Below are 16322 nucleotides of genomic sequence, written 5' to 3'. Positions count from 1 at the left end.
GGCTGATTGCGGATCTCGGCCGGTGGTGAGCCGTGGGTCGGTCAGCCGGCCGCGGTGGCCGCCCGGTTCGCCGTACCCTCGCCGGTGGTGACGGTACCGGTCCCCGATACGAGGAGCCGTTCCGTCAGGTGGCCGAAGACGAGGCCGAAGGTGACCCACAGGGTGGCCTGTACGGCGAGCGTGGCCAGGCGGAACTCCCACAGCAGCCCCGCCGGGAAGTCCTTTCCGACCTCGTTGAACGAGGGCAGGAACGCGTAGGCGAGTCCGATCACGACGACGTAGGCGACGGATGCGGTGATCGTCGCGTTCCAGTTGCCCAGGCGGGGGGCCAGCCGCCTGCCGAGGATCACGGCGGCGACGGCCAGCAGCACACTGAGGGCGACCATCAGGAAGAACAGTGCGGTGCGCCGGCCGATGGTGTCGGGGTTGCCGACGGCCGGCGGGTTGGCCGGGTACTTCAGGAACGGCACGACGTACACGGTCAGCAGGGCCGCACCCGCGATCAGTGCGGCCGTGGCCCGGGGTCCGAATCTACCGATCCGGCCGAGGGCATAGCAGAAGACGAGGGCGGCGATGCCGCCGATGGCCACTCCGAAGACGAGCACACCGGTGGCGAGGCCGGCGGTGGACTGCATGGTGCGGCTGACGAGTTCCTCGCCTCCGCCGTGGTCGTGGCTGTGTGCCTCTTCGAGGGCGATGGCCGCATCGACCCGGGACTCACCGAGGAAGTAGGCGACAAACAGGGCAAGCGCGCCCGCGGCCAGCCCGGCCAGCATGCCGCGGATGAGCAGGGCTCTGACAGATATGGAGTTCATGAGGTTTCCCCTGGATCGGACGGGACGTCAGTGGCAGGGGAAGCCGAGGAGGTGGCGGCCGTCGTGGACCCACTCGTGGACACCTTCGCCGGAGATGACCGCGGTGGCGCCCTGCTCGGCGCCGACGAAGTACAGCAGTACGAGCATGAGGATGCCGAAGAAGACCGCCCACGGGGCAATGGCCTTCCCGGAGAGGGGAGTGATCGCCGGTACGGCGGTGGTGGGGGCAGTGGCAGTCTGTGCCATGGCAGAACCTCCTGAGGGAACACGCGTCCCGATCGTGGTGCTGAGCCGAAGGTGCTGGGTCTGACTTCCCGTACGGGTACGGGTTCACAGTGGCGCGACCGTGCCGGACTCTCACCGGACTTCCGTCACACCTTCGTCATGTTCCTGGGACGATACCGCCTGGGACCAGGCACGGCCACGGTGCCGACGGCAGGGCCGGAGGGCCCGAATGCCATGGTGGGCACAGGTGAGGGCCAGAGTTCAGGGGGTTGACCCGGTCATGACGGTTCAGGTGATGTTGATCTCACCGGCGCTCAACGCCGCGCTGCGCGAGGCGCGTTTCGACGGTGATGCTCCGCTCGACCCGGCCGGGGCCCGGCGTGCCCGCGCCGCCGCGCCGGCGGTACCCGCGGCCGACCGGTATCTGCGCGGGCCCTCCGCGCGGTGCGCCGCAACCGCCGACGCCTTGGGACTGCGCACCGATCCCGACCTCGCGCTCCGCGACTGGGACATGGGCCGATGGAGCGGGCAGCGGCTGGCGGAAGTGGGCGCGAGCGAACCGGACGCCGTGTCGGCCTGGCTCAACGACCCCGCGGCGGCCCCGCACGGCGGCGAGTCGCTGCTGGAATTCTGCGCACGGGTCGGCGGCTGGTTGAACTCCGTGGCGGCCTCCGACGCGGCCAAGGAGTCCGTGAAGGTCCTGGCCGGCGACGGGGGCGGGCGTGTGCTGGGGGTCGTCGAGCCCGCAGTGGTGCGGGCGGTGACCGTACGGGCCCTCGATCTGCCGGCGGAGGCGTTCTGGCGGCTGGACGTCGCCCCGCTGACACTGACCGCGCTCAGCGGCCGGTCCGGACGGTGGAACCTGCGCTGCGGGCAGCCGCTGTCCCCCGACCCGGGGAACTGACACCGCCCGTGGCCCGCACCGCAGCATGGACAAACTGATGTGCCGGAACCGCCCGTGAGTGCCCGGGGGGTGCGGCCGGTTCGCCCTGCCCGTCGGAACAGACGCGCCGCAGGAGGTAACCTGTCCGGCTCGTCGAGGACGGCGTCCACGAGGTCCCGAACGGCGAGTTCTCGTACTGCGGCCACATGCTGGACACCGGCGTGATGCCGGCGCCGTACCGCCAAGAGGCTCGCCAAGACGTCGAACTCGACGCGCCGGAACCCCATTTCGCGAGGGCCCGCGGTACCCGCGACGTGGCGCCGCTCGACATGACCACCTGGCCCGGCACGGACTACCGCTGCCCGATGCCGGAGCATGGAGCTGAACTCCGCCGCGCGCCCACGCCGTTGGCCGAGCCTGCGGTCCGAACGGGGCCCGCACGGGAGCCCCGGCCCGGGCCGCGCCACCACACGTGCATGCAAGAAGTGTGGTCCGTACCAAAGCCTTGACACGGTCTTGGTTCACTTCTTAAATCTCAGACAGAACGGAAGCCTTTCCCCCACCCCATGGTGAGCACTTGTCGCATTCATGACAGCTGCTCGATTCCGCACGGGAAGGACCCCCATGACCTCCCCCCACCTCACACGACGTCTCCTGGTGTCCGCGCTCTCCGTACTCGCCCTCGTCTCGGCCTCCTCCGGCCTCGCCGCCGGTGTGCCGGTATCCACGCCGCGGCCCGCGGTGACAGCAGGGACGTTCACCGACGACTTCGACGGGCCCGCGGGCTCCGCCGTCGACGGCGGCAAGTGGCAGATCGAGACCGGCGACAACGTCAACAACCACGAACGGCAGTACTACACGGCCGGCAACAACAATGCGGCACTCGACGGCCAGGGACATCTGGTCATCACCGCGCGCCGCGAGAATCCGAACAACTACCAGTGCTGGTACGGCACGTGCGAGTACACCTCGGCACGCCTGAACACCTCCGGCAGGTTCACTCAGACGTACGGGCACGTCGAGGCCCGGATGAAGGTGCCGCGCGGTCAGGGCATGTGGCCCGCCTTCTGGATGCTGGGCGACGACATCGGTCAGGTCGGCTGGCCCGGTTCCGGCGAGATCGACGTCATGGAGAACGTCGGCTTCGAACCCTCCACGGTCCACGGCACGTTGCACGGTCCCGGCTACTCCGGTTCCGGCGGCATCGGCGCCGCCTACACGCTGCCGGGCGGCCAGGCGTTCGCCGACGACTTCCACACCTTCGCGGTCGACTGGGCCCCCGACTCGGTGACCTGGTCGGTGGACGGCAACGTCTACCAGCGCCGCACACCCGCCGACCTCGGCGGCAACACCTGGGTGTTCAACAAGCCCTTCTTCCTGATCCTCAACCTCGCCGTCGGCGGCTACTGGCCGGGCGACCCCGACGGCAGCACCTCCTTCCCGCAGCAACTCGTCGTCGACCACGTGCGGGTCTCCACCAGCGATCTGCGGCCGCCTGCCTGACCGCCCCGGCCTCCCGCGCCGTCGGCCGCCATGCCCACCGGCGTACGCGTCACGTCGCGGCCCGGCAGCCGGAAGATCGGCTGCCGCTCCCGCGCCGCTCCCGCAGCACGCCTCGACGGGCCGCAGGAACGGCCCCGCGTGGATGTGGTGCGGGACGGCCGGATCACCGGCACCGTCGAGCTCCGACACGGAGGCAGGTACGCCGAGTTCCTCTTCTCCGGGCTGCCGGGACGGATGGCCGCCGCCGAACCCCCGGCACCGGGGAGAACAGCCCGGCGGTGTTCCGAGGGGCCGACCGGGCCCTACGCGTCGCGGTACGCCTCCAGCAGGCGCAGCCAGATCTCGCTGATCGTCGGATAGGCGGGGACGGCGTGCCACAGTCGGCCGATGGGGACCTCGCCCGCGACCGCGATCGTCGCCGAGTGCAGCAGCTCTCCGATGCCCGGTCCGACGAAGGTGACGCCGCGCAGGATCTCCCGGTCGAGGTCCACGACCATGCGGGCACGGCCGCGGTAGCCGTCCGCGTACAGCCCGGAGCCCGACACCGCGGCGAAGTCCTGGTCGATGGCGCGTACCCGGTGGCCGGCCTGTTCGGCCTCCGCGAGGGTGAGGCCGACCGAGGCGGCCTCGGGGTCGGTGAAGACGACCTGCGGGACGGCCGCGTGGTCGGCGGTGGCCGCGTGGGCGCCCCAGGGGTCGTTCTCCAGCAGCGGCACTCCCGCGGCGCGAGCGGCGATCGCGGCGCCCGCGATACGCGCCTGGTACTTGCCCTGGTGCGTGAGAAGTGCCCGGTGGTTGACGTCTCCGACGGCGTAGAGCCAGGTGGTGCCTTCGACGCGGCAGCTGTCGTCGACGGTGAGCCAGGAGCCGGGCGTCAGACCCACCGTCTCCAGGCCGAGGTCGTCGGTGCGCGGTGCGCGGCCGGTGGCGAAGAGGACTTCGTCGGCCTCGACACGCTCGCCGTTGTCCAGTTCCACGACAACCGGCCCGTCCGGGACCGCACGCCGTACAGATGTCGCCGAGACACCGGTGCGGATGTCGGCGCCCGCCTCCGTCAGCGCCCGCGCGACCAGGTCGCCCGCGAAGGCTTCCATCCTCGGCAGGAGCCCCTTGCCGCGGATCAGCATCGTCACCTGGGCGCCGAGGGCCTGCCAGACGGTGGCCATCTCCGTTCCGACCACGCCGCCTCCGACGATCACGAGGCTGCCGGGCACCTTCTTCGCGCTCGTTGCCTCACGGCTGGTCCAGGGGCGAGCCCCGTCGATACCGGGCAGAGCGGGGACGACGGCGCGGCTGCCGGTGCAGACGGCGACGGCCTGCCGGGCGGTGAGCCGGTGCACCGTGCCGTCGGGGGCGGTGACGGAGGCGGACTTCTCACCGGTGAGCCGGCCCCGGCCCCGGTAGATGTCCGCTCCGACGCCCTCCAGCCAGGCAACCTGTCCGTCGTCCTTCCAGTGGGAGGCGTAGGTGTCGCGGCGGGCGAGGACGGCCGCCGTGTCGAGCGGGCCCTGCACGGCGTCGCTGAGGCCGGGGAGGTGGCGGGCGTCGGCGCGGGCGACGACCGGGCGCAGCAGGGCCTTGCTGGGCATACAGGCCCAGTAGGAGCACTCGCCGCCGATGAGCTCCATCTCGACGACCGCCGTACTCAACCCGGCGGCACGCGCCCGGTCGGCGACGTTCTCACCCACCGGACCTGCTCCGATCACCACGACGTCGTACTCGGCGTTCAAGGAAGCATCAGTCATGGGGACAGTCTGATCGCGGGTGTGCGCGGCGGCCACATGGGCAGGCGGAATAGCGCGAGTACCGGCACCGTTGTGCCGGACAGGTCCGAGCGGGCACAGGAAGAGGTAGCAGAGCATGAGCACCGTTGAGCTCACCAAGGAAAACTTCGATCAGGTCGTCAGCGAGAACGGCTTCGTCCTGATCGACTTCTGGGCTTCCTGGTGCGGCCCGTGCCGGCAGTTCGCGCCGGTCTACGACGCGGCGTCGGAGCGCCACGGCGACCTGGTCTTCGCCAAGGTCGACACCGAGGCGCAGCAGGAGCTGGCGGCGGCCTTCGAGATCCGTTCCATTCCCACGCTGATGATCGTCCGGGACAACGTGGCGGTGTTCGCGCAGCCGGGGGCACTGCCCGAGGCGGCGTTGGAGGATGTCATCGGGCAGGCCAGGAAGCTGGACATGGACGAGGTCCGCAAGTCCATCGAGGACCAGCAGAAGGAGCAGAAGTAGGCTCCCGGCGCACATGAGCGGTGAGCGGAGCGTGTAGACCGCCTCCGGATCGATCTGGAGGCTCCCCGCGCACATGAGCGGTGAGGGGCCCGGCCGGACTGGCCGGGCCCCTTCCCCCTGGCCTTCCTCGGGTTCCTCTCGGCCTTCCGTGGCATTCCTCAGCTCTAACTCGGGCTTTCCGTGGTCCTCCCGTGGCATTCCTCAGCTTTTCCTCGGGCTTTCCGTGGCCTTCCGGCCGGAGTCCGGTGGCGCGGACTCAGCCACCGGCGTTGCTGTCGGCGTTCCTCTCCTTGATCCGGACCGAGAGGCCGTAGTCCAGCTCGGCACCGTCGACCAGCAGGGCCTCGACCGTGTGTGTCGCCGGGTCGATGTCCGCCACGACGCCTTCACCCGAATAGCGGGGATAGCCCGATGCCCCCGTCTCGCCGGTCGCCGCCACGACCGCCGAGCGGATGGCGCCGCCGGGCTCGGCGGCTTCGGCGGTGTCCTCGGCGAATCCGGGGACCAGCAGGATCTCGTAACTCTGCGGATGGCTCATGGTCATGACGCTAGGCAGGCGGCGCGCGGTGCGCACGTTGCCGCGCTGCGGCGCCGTGCGGACCCGGCGGCTCAGCTGGACTCGCGGTGGACCGCACTGGCCCGCAGCAGGTCGTGGTGCTCGGGTGCGCCGCCGGGGTGCCGCACCAGCCGGTCGACGAGGTCCGCCGGCGGCTGTGCCGTGGCCATCTCCAGACGTACGCTGCTGAGCCGGGGCCGCAGCAGTCTGCCGAGCATCAGGTCGTCGGCGCCGATCACGGCCGTCTCGCGGGGCACCTCGATGCCCGCGTCCTGAAGGGCCCGCATGAGGAGCATCGCGTATTCGTCGTTGTACGCGAACACGGCGTCGAGGCCCAACGTGCGCCAGCGTGCGGCCAGCCGGTCGGCCGAGCCCTCCTCGTAGCGCAGCGGCAGGGGTTCGACGAGGGCCCCGTGGCTCTGTGCGGCCTGCCGGGCCCCGGCCAGCCGGGGTTCGGCGAACAGGCCGAGACCGCCCTCCTCGGGCATGATCACGCCGATGCGACGCCGGCCTCGCTCCAGCAGATGTCCGATCGCGCGGCTGCCGACCTTTCGCTGGTCCATGACCAGCGCGTGGGCGCCGGCCACCGGCCGCGGGCCGAGCGTGATGACGGCCTTTGCCCCGGCCCGCCTGAGCACGGATATGCCCTGCGGGGTGAGGGCGATCGTGCCGGGTGCGATGACGGCGACGGGACGGAGTTCGGCCCAGGCGCGGGGTGCGTCATCGGCGTCGAGGCCGGTGCTGCCGTACTGGACCACGGTGTAGTCGAGGCGGCGCAGCCCGGCTTCCAGTTCGTGGAAGAAGCGGTGGTGGAGCGGGCCGGGCGGGAAGTTCACCGCGGGCAGCACCACCATGCGGGTGTGCCCGGCACGCAGACTGCGGGCCGCCGCGTGCGGTACGTAGCCCAGTTCGGTGGCCGCTTCCCTGACCCGGCGGCGGGTGGGTTCGCTGATCCGCACGGTCGCGATGTCGTTCAGTACGTAGGACACGGTGGCCCGGGAGACCCCGGCGAGCCGTGCCACATCGGCACTGGTCGGGGCGGGGCCTTCGGCGGGCTGGTTCGGTAACTGGCTCATGGCGTCGGGCAGTCTTCCAGACCCGTGCGGCATGGGTACGCTCCGGGGCATGGATGACTCCTCGATGGTGGGACTGCTCGGTCGGGTGACGGGAACGGTGGGACCGGGGCTGGTCGGCGAGGTGATCGTACGGATCCGGGGCGGCGCCGAGCACTTCCTCGCGCATCCCGCGTCGGCGAAGGACCGCATCGAGGTGGGCACGGTGGTGACGGTGATCGAGCATCTGCCGCCGCGGACGGTGTATGTGGCTCGCGCATACGGCAGTTGAGGCTCCCGTGGGAGGGTCTTGACGCCCTTCGTGGTCAAGAATGCGGCAAGGATCCGCACGCGTCTTCTCCACCGTCCCGGGCAGGAGAAGACTCCCCCTGTTCAGCGGTGCCGACGGGGCACTGCGATAAGGGGGCGCATGCCGATGGTCATCGGCGTCACGGCGGGACTCGTACTCGCCGCCATCATGGTGTTGATCGGCCTGTTCAAGCTGATGTGGCGCGTGGCCGAGCCGAACGAAGCACTGGTCATCTCCGGTTCCAAGCACAAGACCGAGGGTCTGGGGCAGGGCATGGGGTTCCGGATCGTCACCGGTCACGGCACTCTCGTCCTGCCGGGGGTCCAGGCGGTGCGGAAGATGTCCCTGGACCTCAACGAGACGGAGCTGTCGGTCGATTGCGTCACGCACCAGGGGATTCCGTTGCGGGTGCGGGGCGTGGTCATCTTCAAGGTGGGCGACGACTTCGTGTCGATCGCCAATGCGGCCCGCCGCTTCCTCGACCAGCAGAAGATGATGTCGGAGCGGGTGCACAACGTATTCGCCGGTCATCTGCGGTCCATCGTCGGCGGGTTGACGGTCGAGGACATGATCCGCGACCGGGAGAAGCTCACCGGGCAGACCCGGGCCGCGTGCGGGACCGAGATGGAGAAGCTCGGGCTGATCGTCGATTCGCTCCAGATCCATGAGATCGAGGATCCGACGGGCTACATCAAGAACCTGGCGATGCCGCACGCCGCGGCGGTGCAGCGGGATGCGCGCATCGCGCAGGCGGAGGCCAACCGCCGGGCCACCGAGGCGGAGCAGCAGGCCGCCGCCCGGATGTCGGAGGCGACGCGGGACAGCGAGATCCTGCAGGCCGGGTACCAGGCCGAGCGCGACAAGGCCGCGGCCAGCTCGCGCCAGGCGGGACCGCTGGCCGACGCGGCGGCCCGGCAGGAGGTCGTGGTCCAGGAGACCAGGGTCGCCGAACTGGAGGCCCACCGGCGCGAACAGCAGTTGCAGGCCGATGTGCGAAAGCCCGCGGACGCCCAGGCGTACGAGAAGCGCACTCTGGCGGAGGGCGAGCGCGACGCCCGGATCTCGGCCGCCGAGGCGAAGGCGCGGGAGACGGAGCTCGCCGCGGTCGCGGAGGCCGACCGGGTCAAGACGGCGGCGCTCGCCGAGGCCGAGGCGACGAAGGCGCGCGGCGCCGCCGCCGCGACGGCGACCAGGGCGACGGGTGAGGCGGAGGCCGCCGCCGCCCAGGCCAAGGGACTGGCACTGGCCGAGGCGACCCGTGCCAAGGGTCTGGCGGAGGCGGAGGCGATCAAGGCCAGGGCGGCGGCACTGGCGGAGAATCAGGAGGCGGTCGTCGCACAGCAGTTGGCCGAGAAGTGGCCGGAGATCGTCGAGGCGGGCGCGGGCGCCTTCAGCAGTGTGGACCACATGGTGCTGCTGAACGGGGCCGACGGGTTGTCGGACATGTTCGCCAAGGCGCTGACGATGGGCGGCACGGGTCTGGGACTGGCGCGGCAGCTGCTGGCGACGATGGGGCAGGACACCCCGGCGTCACCGGCACCTCGGGTCGACGGGGTCGCACCGGCCGTCACTCCCCCACCGCTCAAGCAGCACATTCCGGTGACGGGTGATCAGGAGGACGGTGCGCCTGCCTGAGCGGGTCCGGCCGGTGGTGGCCGGTTGCGCGCCCCTCAGTCCCGGGCGAGCACCGGCCACAGCTCCGGGTCCTCGAAGCCGAGGGCCCACAGGGCGGTGCCGGCCACGCCGTGCCGGCGCAGGACGGGTAGCTGTGCGGCGATGCCCCGGGCGTCCTGGTACCAGACCTCGCGCCGGTGTCCGTCACCGTCCCGATAGGTGAAGTGCGGGGTGCCCGAGACCGGGTCGAGTGTGTACGGGGCGCCCTGGGCACGGCGCAGCGCGTCGGCCTCCTTCCAGGTGACGTGCCGGGTGGCGCTCGTGCCGTCGGTGTCCCAGTTCCAGCCGTAGGCGGGGATGCCCAGCTCCAGCTTGCCGGCGGGGACGAGGGCGGTGGCGCGGGTCAGGATGTCGTCGTACCACGTCAGGTCGGAGATCGGGCCCGGTGTGCCGGAGGACCAGTGGAGGTTGTATCCCATGATGCGCATCCGGTCGGCGACCCGGCCGATGGCGGCGTAGTCCCAGATGCGTCCGGTGGTGGCCGTCTGCGGGAACACGGTGACGACACACTTCTTGCCCAGGCGGTGGAGGCGGTCGCAGAGGTCGGTGGCGAGTGCGGTGAAGCCGTCGCGGACCGCGCGGTAGGTGGAGTCACCGGTCGCGGCGATGGACTCGTAGTCGAGGTCGAGCCCGTCGTAGTCGCGGCTGGTGGCGGTCCGCATGAGCGCGTCGGCGTGCGCGGCGCGTCCGGTGGGGCTGGTGAGGATGGCGGCGAGGGCCCCGTCCTTCATCGTCTCCATGACCGTGGGCACCACTTCGGCCCCCGCCCCGTGCAGACCGTCGATGATGCGGCGCTCGCCCGCGCCGGGGTGGCCGTCGATCCGGTCGGCCGAGACGGCCCGGTACCAGAAGGGGCTGACGGTGTTCAGCTGTGCGGCATGGCGCAGGGCGTCCTGGTAGGCGCCTTCCTGGTCCCAGTACGGCAGCCAGGCCGAGACGGTGCGCGCGGGCTGCGATGCCGCCGCGGAGTGTGAACCTGAACCTCCGGTCGAGCTTGAGGCCGGGGCGGGGAGCTGCGGCGTACGGGGCGGGGTGGCGGCTGACGCCCCGGCAGCGGTGGCCGGGAGCAGGGCGGTCACGAGCAGGACGGCGAGGGTGACGGCGCGTCCGGCGCGGGCGGGCACGACGGGGCGCGCGGCGCGAGTGGGGTGTCCGGTGATCATGGCCCGAGCCTGCGGCCCGTTCACCGGACCCGCTCCGTGGACTGGGCCGTACAGGTCCTACGGTGTGGGGATGACCATCCAGCACCGTGACGACAGCACCAACGGCCCGGCCGGATTCCCCGGCCGCACCGGACCCGCCGCGACCTGCGAGGCCGACCCGCGCGACGTGGGCCCGGTCCGCACCTCGTACGCCCCGGACCGGGACGGCGATCCCGACCCCGGCGAGATCGTCTGGACCTGGGTGCCGTTCGAGGAGAACGACGGGCGCGGCAAGGACCGTCCGGTTCTGGTGGTGGCCCGGGAGGCGGCGGGCACGCTGCTGGCCGTGCGGTTGTCCAGCAAGCAGCACGACCGGGACCACGAGTGGGTGGCGCTCGGGGCCGGACCGTGGGACAGCTCCGGCCGTCCGTCGTGGGTCGATCTGGACCGGGTGCTGCGGGTGCACGAGGACGGGATGCGGCGTGAGGCGTGCGCGCTGGACCGGGGCCGGTTCGACCTGGTCGTCGGCCGGCTGCGGGAGCGCTACGGCTGGAGCTGACCGCCGAACGTCCGGGTGAAGGCGGACCGGGTGGCCGAATCGGGGCTGCGGTCGAGGATGCCGAAGACGATCTGCTCGAAGTGCCCGGCGAACCTGCCGCCGTCCAGCAGCAGCGCCCGGAACGCACCGGCCACCTGTGCCGGGTCGTTGCGGAACACACCGCAGCCCCAGGCGCCCAGCACCAGCCTGCGGTAGCCGTGTGCCGCCGCGACCTCCAGCACCCGCTCGGCACGGGACGCGAGCGCGGCGGGGATGCGGTGGGCGTCCTCGGGGGTGCGGCTGCGGATGACTCCGGCGTTGGGCGCCGGGGAGGTGAGGAAGCCCGCGGTGTACGGGGTGTCGAGCAGCCGCCCCCGGTCGTCGCGGAACACCGGCACACCGGGTGAGTGAATCACCCGGTCGGTGTAGAAGGCGCTGCTTTCCGCACGGTGGTGGGCGTAGTAGTCGGGGGCGCGCAGCAGCGTGGCGTACAGGGCGGAGCCCCGGCACAGGGCTTCCTCCTGGGCCTGCGCGCCGTTGAGGTATCCGCCGCCGGGATTGCGGGCCGAGGCGTAGTTCAGGACGGCGACCTTGCCGGGTCCTTCGCCGGTCATCCGGCGCGCCGCCCGCAGGCTGCTCTCGTCGGTGACCTCGATCGCCGGTGTGCGGCCGGAGTCGGCCGCCGTGACGGGGACCGGCTCGGGGCCGTACAGCCCGGTTCCCGAGAGCGCGGTGGTCAGCGCACGTGCGATGCTCACCTCGCGCCCTTCCGGCGTGCGGTAGCGGCCGGCCTCGACAATGGCCTCGGTCTCTCGCGCGATGCCGCGCAGCCGCGCGCTCATCGGTACTCCCCCGTGTGGTGCATACGGGGCATGCTCGCCGCTTCGGCGGCATGGGTGCAACCGAATTTCCGACGCACAGGGGCACTCTTGTGCGATCTCCCCGTACGGGTTTGGGTGGTACGGACGAACCGAGCAGAAGGAGGCCCGGCATGTCATCGGACACACCCGGCGGCCACGGTCCGCCCGGCCAGCCCCTGCCCCTCGACGAGGGCGAGGCGGAGGATTTACTGCGCTGCATCTGCTTCAAGACCGGGCCGCCCCGCAAGGTGGGCGTGGAACTCGAATGGCTCATCCACCACCGGGACCGGCCCGGCGTCCCGGTCCCGCACCACCGCCTCGACGCGGCCGCCGCCATCCTCCGGGCCCTGCCCCTGAGCGCGGCGCTCACCTTCGAACCCGGCGGTCAGCTGGAGCTCAGCTCGCGCCCCGCCGACTCCCTGATGGCGTGCATCGACGCCACCGCCGCCGATCTCACCGCCGTACGCGACGCCCTGGACCGGGTGGGTCTCGTGCCCTCGGGTCTCGGCGTCGATCCGTGGCACCCTCCCCGCCGTCTGCTGCACGAGCCCCGCTACGACGCCATGGAGGTCTCGTTCGACCGGTCGGGACCGGCGGGCCGCGCCATGATGTGCACCACCGCGTCCGTCCAGGTCTGCCTGGACGCCGGAGAGGAGGAACCCGGACCGCTCGGCTACGGGCGGCGCTGGCAGCTGTCCCATCTGCTGGGCGCGGTGCTGGTGGCGGTCTTCGCGAACTCGCCCTTCCGGTGTGGCCGCCCGACGCCGTGGCGGTCCGCCCGGCAGTCGTTCTGGGCCGACCTCGATCCCTGGCGGTCCCTGGCACCGCCCGGTCGTCTGCCACCCCGTGACGCCTGGGCCGCGCATGTCCTGGACACCCCGGTGATGTGCATCCGGGCCGACGAGGGGCCCTGGGCCGTGCCGGACGGTCTGACCTTCCGCGACTGGATCCGTACCGGCGCGCCGAGACCACCGGTGCGCGCCGATCTCGACTACCACATCAGCACTCTCTTTCCGCCCGTGCGCCCGCGCGGGCACCTTGAGCTGCGCATGATCGACGCGCAGTACGGCGCGGACGGGTGGCTGGTCCCGCTCGCCGTCACCACCGCCCTGTTCGACGACCCGGAGGCCGCCGAGACCGTGTACCGCACCGTCAAACCACTGGCCGAGACGGCCGGGCCGGGGCCCGCGCCGCGCAATCCGCTCTGGGTGGGGGCCGCCCGCGACGGCCTGACCGATCCCGAACTGCGCTCGGCGGCCGCCACCTGTTTCGCACTCGCGCTGGAGGCGCTGCCCCGGATGGGAGCGACCACGGCCGTGCAGGAGGCGGTGGCGGACTTCCACGACCGCTTCGTCGCCCGGGGCCGATGTCCGGCCGACGACCTTCCCGGACTGCTCGCACTGGACACGGCGGGCGGTTCGGGCCACCACTTCGAGGGACCCCGCTCATGACCGACTCCCCCGTACACGCCTCATCCGGTCCGGGAGATCCGGCCGGGCCCGACGAGGCGGACACCGAGGCACTCCGGCAACGCGCCCTCGACGCGCTGCTCACCGCCCGGGAACGCACCGCACTTCTCACCGGAAGTGTGGACGACCATGAACTGACCGCCCAGCACTCGCCGTTGATGTCGCCGCTGGTCTGGGACCTGGCACACATCGGCAATCAGGAGGAGTTGTGGCTGCTGCGCGGGGTGGCCGGACGGGAGGCGATGCGTCCGGAGATCGACGGGCTGTACGACGCCTTCGAGCACCCCCGGGCGGCCCGCCCCTCGCTGCCGCTGCTGGCGCCGGCCGAGGCCCGCGCCTATGCGGCGGAGGTCCGCGGCCGGGCGCTGGACGTACTCGACGGCACGCCGCTGCGTGGTGACCGTCCGCTGGTGCGGGCCGGGTTCGCCTTCGGCATGATCGCCCAGCACGAACAGCAGCACGACGAAACCATGCTGATCACCCATCAGCTGCGGTCCGGTCCTGCGGTCCTGACCGCGCCCGTGCCGCCCGGCCCCACCGACGCAGCCGCTCTGCCCGCCGAAGTCCTGGTCCCGGGCGGCCCGTTCACCATGGGTACGTCCACCGAGCCGTGGGCCCTCGACAACGAGCGCCCCGCGCACCTGCGCGAGGTACCGGGCTTCCACCTCGACACGACTCCGGTCACCTGCGGCGCCTACCAGCGGTTCATCGAGGACGGCGGCTACACCGAGCGGCGCTGGTGGGCCCCCGAGGGATGGGCGATGGTCCGTGAGCACGAACTGACCGCTCCGCTCTTCTGGCACCGGGAGGCCGGTCAGTGGCTGCGCCGCCGCTTCGGAGTGACCGAGACGGTCCCCGAGAACGAACCGGTGCTCCATGTCAGCTGGTACGAGGCGGACGCGTACGCCCGCTGGGCGGGTCGCCGGCTGCCCTCGGAGGCGGAGTGGGAGAAGGCGGCGCGCCACGACCCGGCGTCGGGCCGCTCGCTGCGCTATCCGTGGGGAGACGAGGACCCGACCCCCGAGCGGGCCAACCTGGGCCAGCGCCATCTGCGGCCCGCGCCTGCGGGGGCGTACGCCGCAGGCCGGTCACCGCTCGGTGTGCGGCAGTTGATCGGTGACGTGTGGGAGTGGACGTCGAGTGATTTCGAGCCCTATCCGGGCTTCTCGGCGTTTCCGTACCGCGAGTACTCCGAGGTGTTCTTCGGTCCGGCCCACAAGGTCCTGCGCGGCGGCTCGTTCGCCGTGGCCCCCGTGGCGTGCCGAGGGACGTTCCGCAATTGGGACCTTCCGGTGCGGCGCCAGATCTTCTCCGGATTCCGCACCGCGAGGGATATCTGATGTGCCGTCATATCGCTTATCTGGGACCGCCTGTGGCCCTCGGTGAAGTGCTGACGCGGCCGCCGCACAGCCTTGTGCGCCAGTCCTGGGCCCCGAGGCACCAGCGGCACGGGACCGTCAACGCCGACGGCTTCGGCGTCGGCTGGTACGCGGACGGCGATCCGGTGCCGGGACGCTACCGGCGCGAGGGCCCCGTCTGGGGCGACCAGACCTTCGCCGATCTGGCCCGGGTGGTGCGCAGTGCGGCGCTGCTCGCCGCGGTGCGCGACGCCACGGAGGCGGGCGCGGACGGCGAGGCGGCGGCCGCGCCCTTCGCCGCCGGACGGCTGCTGTTCAGCCACAACGGTGCGGTGCGGGGCTGGCCGGATTCCCTGGCACCGCTGGCCGCCGCGCTGCCCCCGGCCGAACTGCTGGCCCTCACCGCCCGCTGCGACTCGGCCCTGATCTGGGCCCTCGTACGCCACCGTCTCGCCGACGGTGACGAACTGCCGCAGGCCGTCGCCGACACCGTGCTCGACGTGGCGGCCGCGGCCCCTCAGTCGCGGCTGAATCTGCTGCTCCTCGACGGCACCACCATCGTGGCGACGGCCTGGGGCGACACCCTGTGGTATCTCGCCGAACCGGGCCTGCGCACGATCGCGGCCTCGGAACCGTACGACGACGATCCGCGCTGGCGCACGGTCCCCGATCGGACGCTGCTGACGGCGACCCGCGCCGAAGTCCTGCTGACCCCGCTCAAGGAGCCCACTGAGTGAGTCCCTTTCTGCTGACCCGCACCCTGCCGGTGGACGCGACGGACGCGGCGCTGCGCGCCGACGTGCTGCACGGCCTGACCCGGCAACCGAAGACGCTGCCGCCGAAGTGGTTCTACGACGCGCACGGCAGTGAACTGTTCGAGGAGATCACCCGGCTCCCCGAGTACTACCCGACCCGCGCCGAGCGCGAGATCCTGATCGACCGCGCCGGGGAGATCGCCGCGGCCTCGGGGGCGCGGACCCTGATCGAGCTGGGATCGGGGTCGTCGGAGAAGACCCGGCACCTGCTGGACGCGCTGCCCGCGCTGCACAGCTACGTACCGGTCGATGTGAGCGAGAGCGCACTGCACGGCGCCGCCGACGCCCTGCTCGCACAGCGGCCCGCTCTCTGCGTGCACGCGCTGATCGCCGACTTCACGGGCGGTCTCGCGCTGCCGGGCACCCCGGGGCCCCGACTGGTCGCGTTCCTCGGCGGCACGATCGGCAATCTCCTCCCCGACGAGCGGTCGGGGTTCTTGAAGTCGGTGCGGTCGCTGCTCTCCCCCGGCGACGCGCTGCTGCTCGGCACGGACCTGGTGAAGGACGAGGAGGTGCTGGTCGCCGCGTACGACGATGCGGCCGGAGTGACGGCGGAGTTCAACAAGAACGTACTGAGGGTCGTGGACCGGGAGTTGGGCGCGGACTTCGACCCGGCCGACTTCGATCACGTCGCACTGTGGGACCCGGAGCGGGAGTGGATCGAGATGCGGCTGCGGGCCCGTGCGGCGCTCACGGTGAAGGTCCCGGATCTCGATCTGGTGGTGGCGTTCGAGGCCGGCGAGGAACTGCGTACGGAGGTGTCGGCCAAGTTCCGCGAGGAGGGTGTCCGGGCCGAACTCAACGCGGCCGGGCTCAGGATGGACCGGTGGTGGACCGATTCCGGGGACCGGTTCGCGCTGTCGCTGGCGACGGCGATCTGAACGGGGCGG

General features: G+C 71.8%; 17 protein-coding genes and 2 pseudogenes. 12 read left to right on the top strand and 7 right to left on the bottom strand.

The genetic code is table 11. The annotated features are described in order from the left end of the window. Positions 1-41 precede the first annotated feature (41 nt). Positions 42-815 (bottom strand): CbtA family protein, encoded by a 774-nt coding sequence (locus tag ACIOMQ_RS31720; RefSeq protein WP_401757165.1) that lies wholly within the window; start codon positions 813-815, stop codon positions 42-44. A 27-nt stretch (positions 816-842) separates the two neighbouring features. Then, positions 843-1061 (bottom strand): CbtB-domain containing protein, encoded by a 219-nt coding sequence (locus ACIOMQ_RS31715; protein WP_362202938.1) that lies wholly within the window; start codon positions 1059-1061, stop codon positions 843-845. A gap of 259 nt (positions 1062-1320) precedes the next feature. On the opposite strand from ACIOMQ_RS31715, the gene ACIOMQ_RS31710 reads away from it, so the two are divergent. The 4 genes and pseudogenes from ACIOMQ_RS31710 to ACIOMQ_RS31695 all read left to right on the top strand — a co-directional run bounded on the left by ACIOMQ_RS31710 (position 1321) and on the right by ACIOMQ_RS31695 (position 3786). Beyond that, positions 1321-1944, top strand: coding sequence for a histidine phosphatase family protein (locus ACIOMQ_RS31710; protein WP_402128453.1), 624 nt, complete (start codon positions 1321-1323; stop codon positions 1942-1944). Positions 1945-2087: 143 nt separating this feature from the next. Further along, positions 2088-2432, top strand: a pseudogene (locus ACIOMQ_RS31705) (hypothetical protein); the annotation flags it as partial. Positions 2433-2547: 115 nt separating this feature from the next. Beyond that, a pseudogene (locus ACIOMQ_RS31700) lies at positions 2548-3408 on the top strand (family 16 glycosylhydrolase); the annotation flags it as partial. A gap of 48 nt (positions 3409-3456) precedes the next feature. Further along, positions 3457-3786: a hypothetical protein gene (locus ACIOMQ_RS31695; protein ID WP_402128452.1), complete on the top strand. Its 330-nt coding sequence runs from the start codon at positions 3457-3459 to the stop codon at positions 3784-3786. Here the strand turns inward: ACIOMQ_RS31695 and ACIOMQ_RS31690 are convergent. Then, complete coding sequence (locus tag ACIOMQ_RS31690) at positions 3729-5171, bottom strand: NAD(P)/FAD-dependent oxidoreductase (RefSeq protein WP_362202946.1); 1443 nt, start codon at positions 5169-5171, stop codon at positions 3729-3731. The genes ACIOMQ_RS31695 and ACIOMQ_RS31690 overlap by 58 nt on opposite strands. Before the next feature lie 115 nt (positions 5172-5286). On the opposite strand from ACIOMQ_RS31690, the gene trxA reads away from it, so the two are divergent. Beyond that, on the top strand, positions 5287-5658 hold the full coding sequence (gene trxA, locus ACIOMQ_RS31685; protein ID WP_362202949.1) for a thioredoxin: 372 nt from the start codon (positions 5287-5289) through the stop codon (positions 5656-5658). A gap of 256 nt (positions 5659-5914) precedes the next feature. Here trxA and ACIOMQ_RS31680 read toward each other — a convergent pair whose 3' ends face one another. Next, complete coding sequence (locus ACIOMQ_RS31680; RefSeq protein WP_362202952.1) at positions 5915-6196, bottom strand: hypothetical protein; 282 nt, start codon at positions 6194-6196, stop codon at positions 5915-5917. A 71-nt stretch (positions 6197-6267) separates the two neighbouring features. Next, positions 6268-7290, bottom strand: coding sequence for a LacI family DNA-binding transcriptional regulator (locus ACIOMQ_RS31675; protein WP_362202955.1), 1023 nt, complete (start codon positions 7288-7290; stop codon positions 6268-6270). A gap of 49 nt (positions 7291-7339) precedes the next feature. Here ACIOMQ_RS31675 and ACIOMQ_RS31670 point away from each other — a divergent pair, with 49 nt between their 5' ends. Next, entirely contained in the window at positions 7340-7558 is a 219-nt protein-coding gene (locus tag ACIOMQ_RS31670) for a hypothetical protein (protein ID WP_362202958.1), read from the top strand. Between the two features lie 138 nt (positions 7559-7696). Then, positions 7697-9211: a flotillin family protein gene (locus ACIOMQ_RS31665; protein WP_401757159.1), complete on the top strand. Its 1515-nt coding sequence runs from the start codon at positions 7697-7699 to the stop codon at positions 9209-9211. Positions 9212-9246: 35 nt separating this feature from the next. Here ACIOMQ_RS31665 and ACIOMQ_RS31660 read toward each other — a convergent pair whose 3' ends face one another. After that, positions 9247-10413 (bottom strand): glycosyl hydrolase family 18 protein, encoded by a 1167-nt coding sequence (locus ACIOMQ_RS31660; protein ID WP_401939852.1) that lies wholly within the window; start codon positions 10411-10413, stop codon positions 9247-9249. Positions 10414-10483: 70 nt separating this feature from the next. On the opposite strand from ACIOMQ_RS31660, the gene ACIOMQ_RS31655 reads away from it, so the two are divergent. Further along, positions 10484-10951 (top strand): type II toxin-antitoxin system PemK/MazF family toxin, encoded by a 468-nt coding sequence (locus tag ACIOMQ_RS31655; protein WP_362202967.1) that lies wholly within the window; start codon positions 10484-10486, stop codon positions 10949-10951. On the opposite strand, the gene ACIOMQ_RS31650 is transcribed toward ACIOMQ_RS31655, so the two are convergent. Continuing rightward, positions 10936-11772 (bottom strand): TIGR02452 family protein, encoded by an 837-nt coding sequence (locus ACIOMQ_RS31650; protein ID WP_401757157.1) that lies wholly within the window; start codon positions 11770-11772, stop codon positions 10936-10938. The two genes, ACIOMQ_RS31655 and ACIOMQ_RS31650, sit on opposite strands and share 16 nt — an antisense overlap. Positions 11773-11921: 149 nt before the next feature. On the opposite strand from ACIOMQ_RS31650, the gene egtA reads away from it, so the two are divergent. The 4 genes from egtA to egtD are packed head-to-tail and all read left to right on the top strand — an operon-like array spanning position 11922 to position 16313. Next, a complete protein-coding gene (gene egtA, locus ACIOMQ_RS31645) occupies positions 11922-13241 on the top strand; it encodes an ergothioneine biosynthesis glutamate--cysteine ligase EgtA (RefSeq protein ID WP_362202973.1) in 1320 nt (439 codons plus the stop codon). Next, positions 13238-14599 (top strand): ergothioneine biosynthesis protein EgtB, encoded by a 1362-nt coding sequence (gene egtB, locus ACIOMQ_RS31640; RefSeq protein ID WP_401988177.1) that lies wholly within the window; start codon positions 13238-13240, stop codon positions 14597-14599. Before egtA ends, egtB begins: the two co-directional genes overlap by 4 nt. Then, a complete protein-coding gene (gene egtC, locus ACIOMQ_RS31635) occupies positions 14599-15354 on the top strand; it encodes an ergothioneine biosynthesis protein EgtC (protein ID WP_402191333.1) in 756 nt (251 codons plus the stop codon). Before egtB ends, egtC begins: the two co-directional genes overlap by 1 nt. Continuing rightward, a complete protein-coding gene (egtD, locus tag ACIOMQ_RS31630) occupies positions 15351-16313 on the top strand; it encodes an L-histidine N(alpha)-methyltransferase (protein WP_401267911.1) in 963 nt (320 codons plus the stop codon). The genes egtC and egtD overlap by 4 nt, the downstream gene beginning before the upstream one ends. Positions 16314-16322 lie beyond the last annotated feature (9 nt).

This window comes from Streptomyces sp. NPDC087845 (genome assembly GCF_044742755.1).
In the GTDB taxonomy this organism is placed as follows: Bacteria; Actinomycetota; Actinomycetes; order Streptomycetales; family Streptomycetaceae; genus Streptomyces.
Note: the sequence above shows the minus strand (reverse complement) of the source record. Positions and strands in the feature narration are given on the sequence as shown.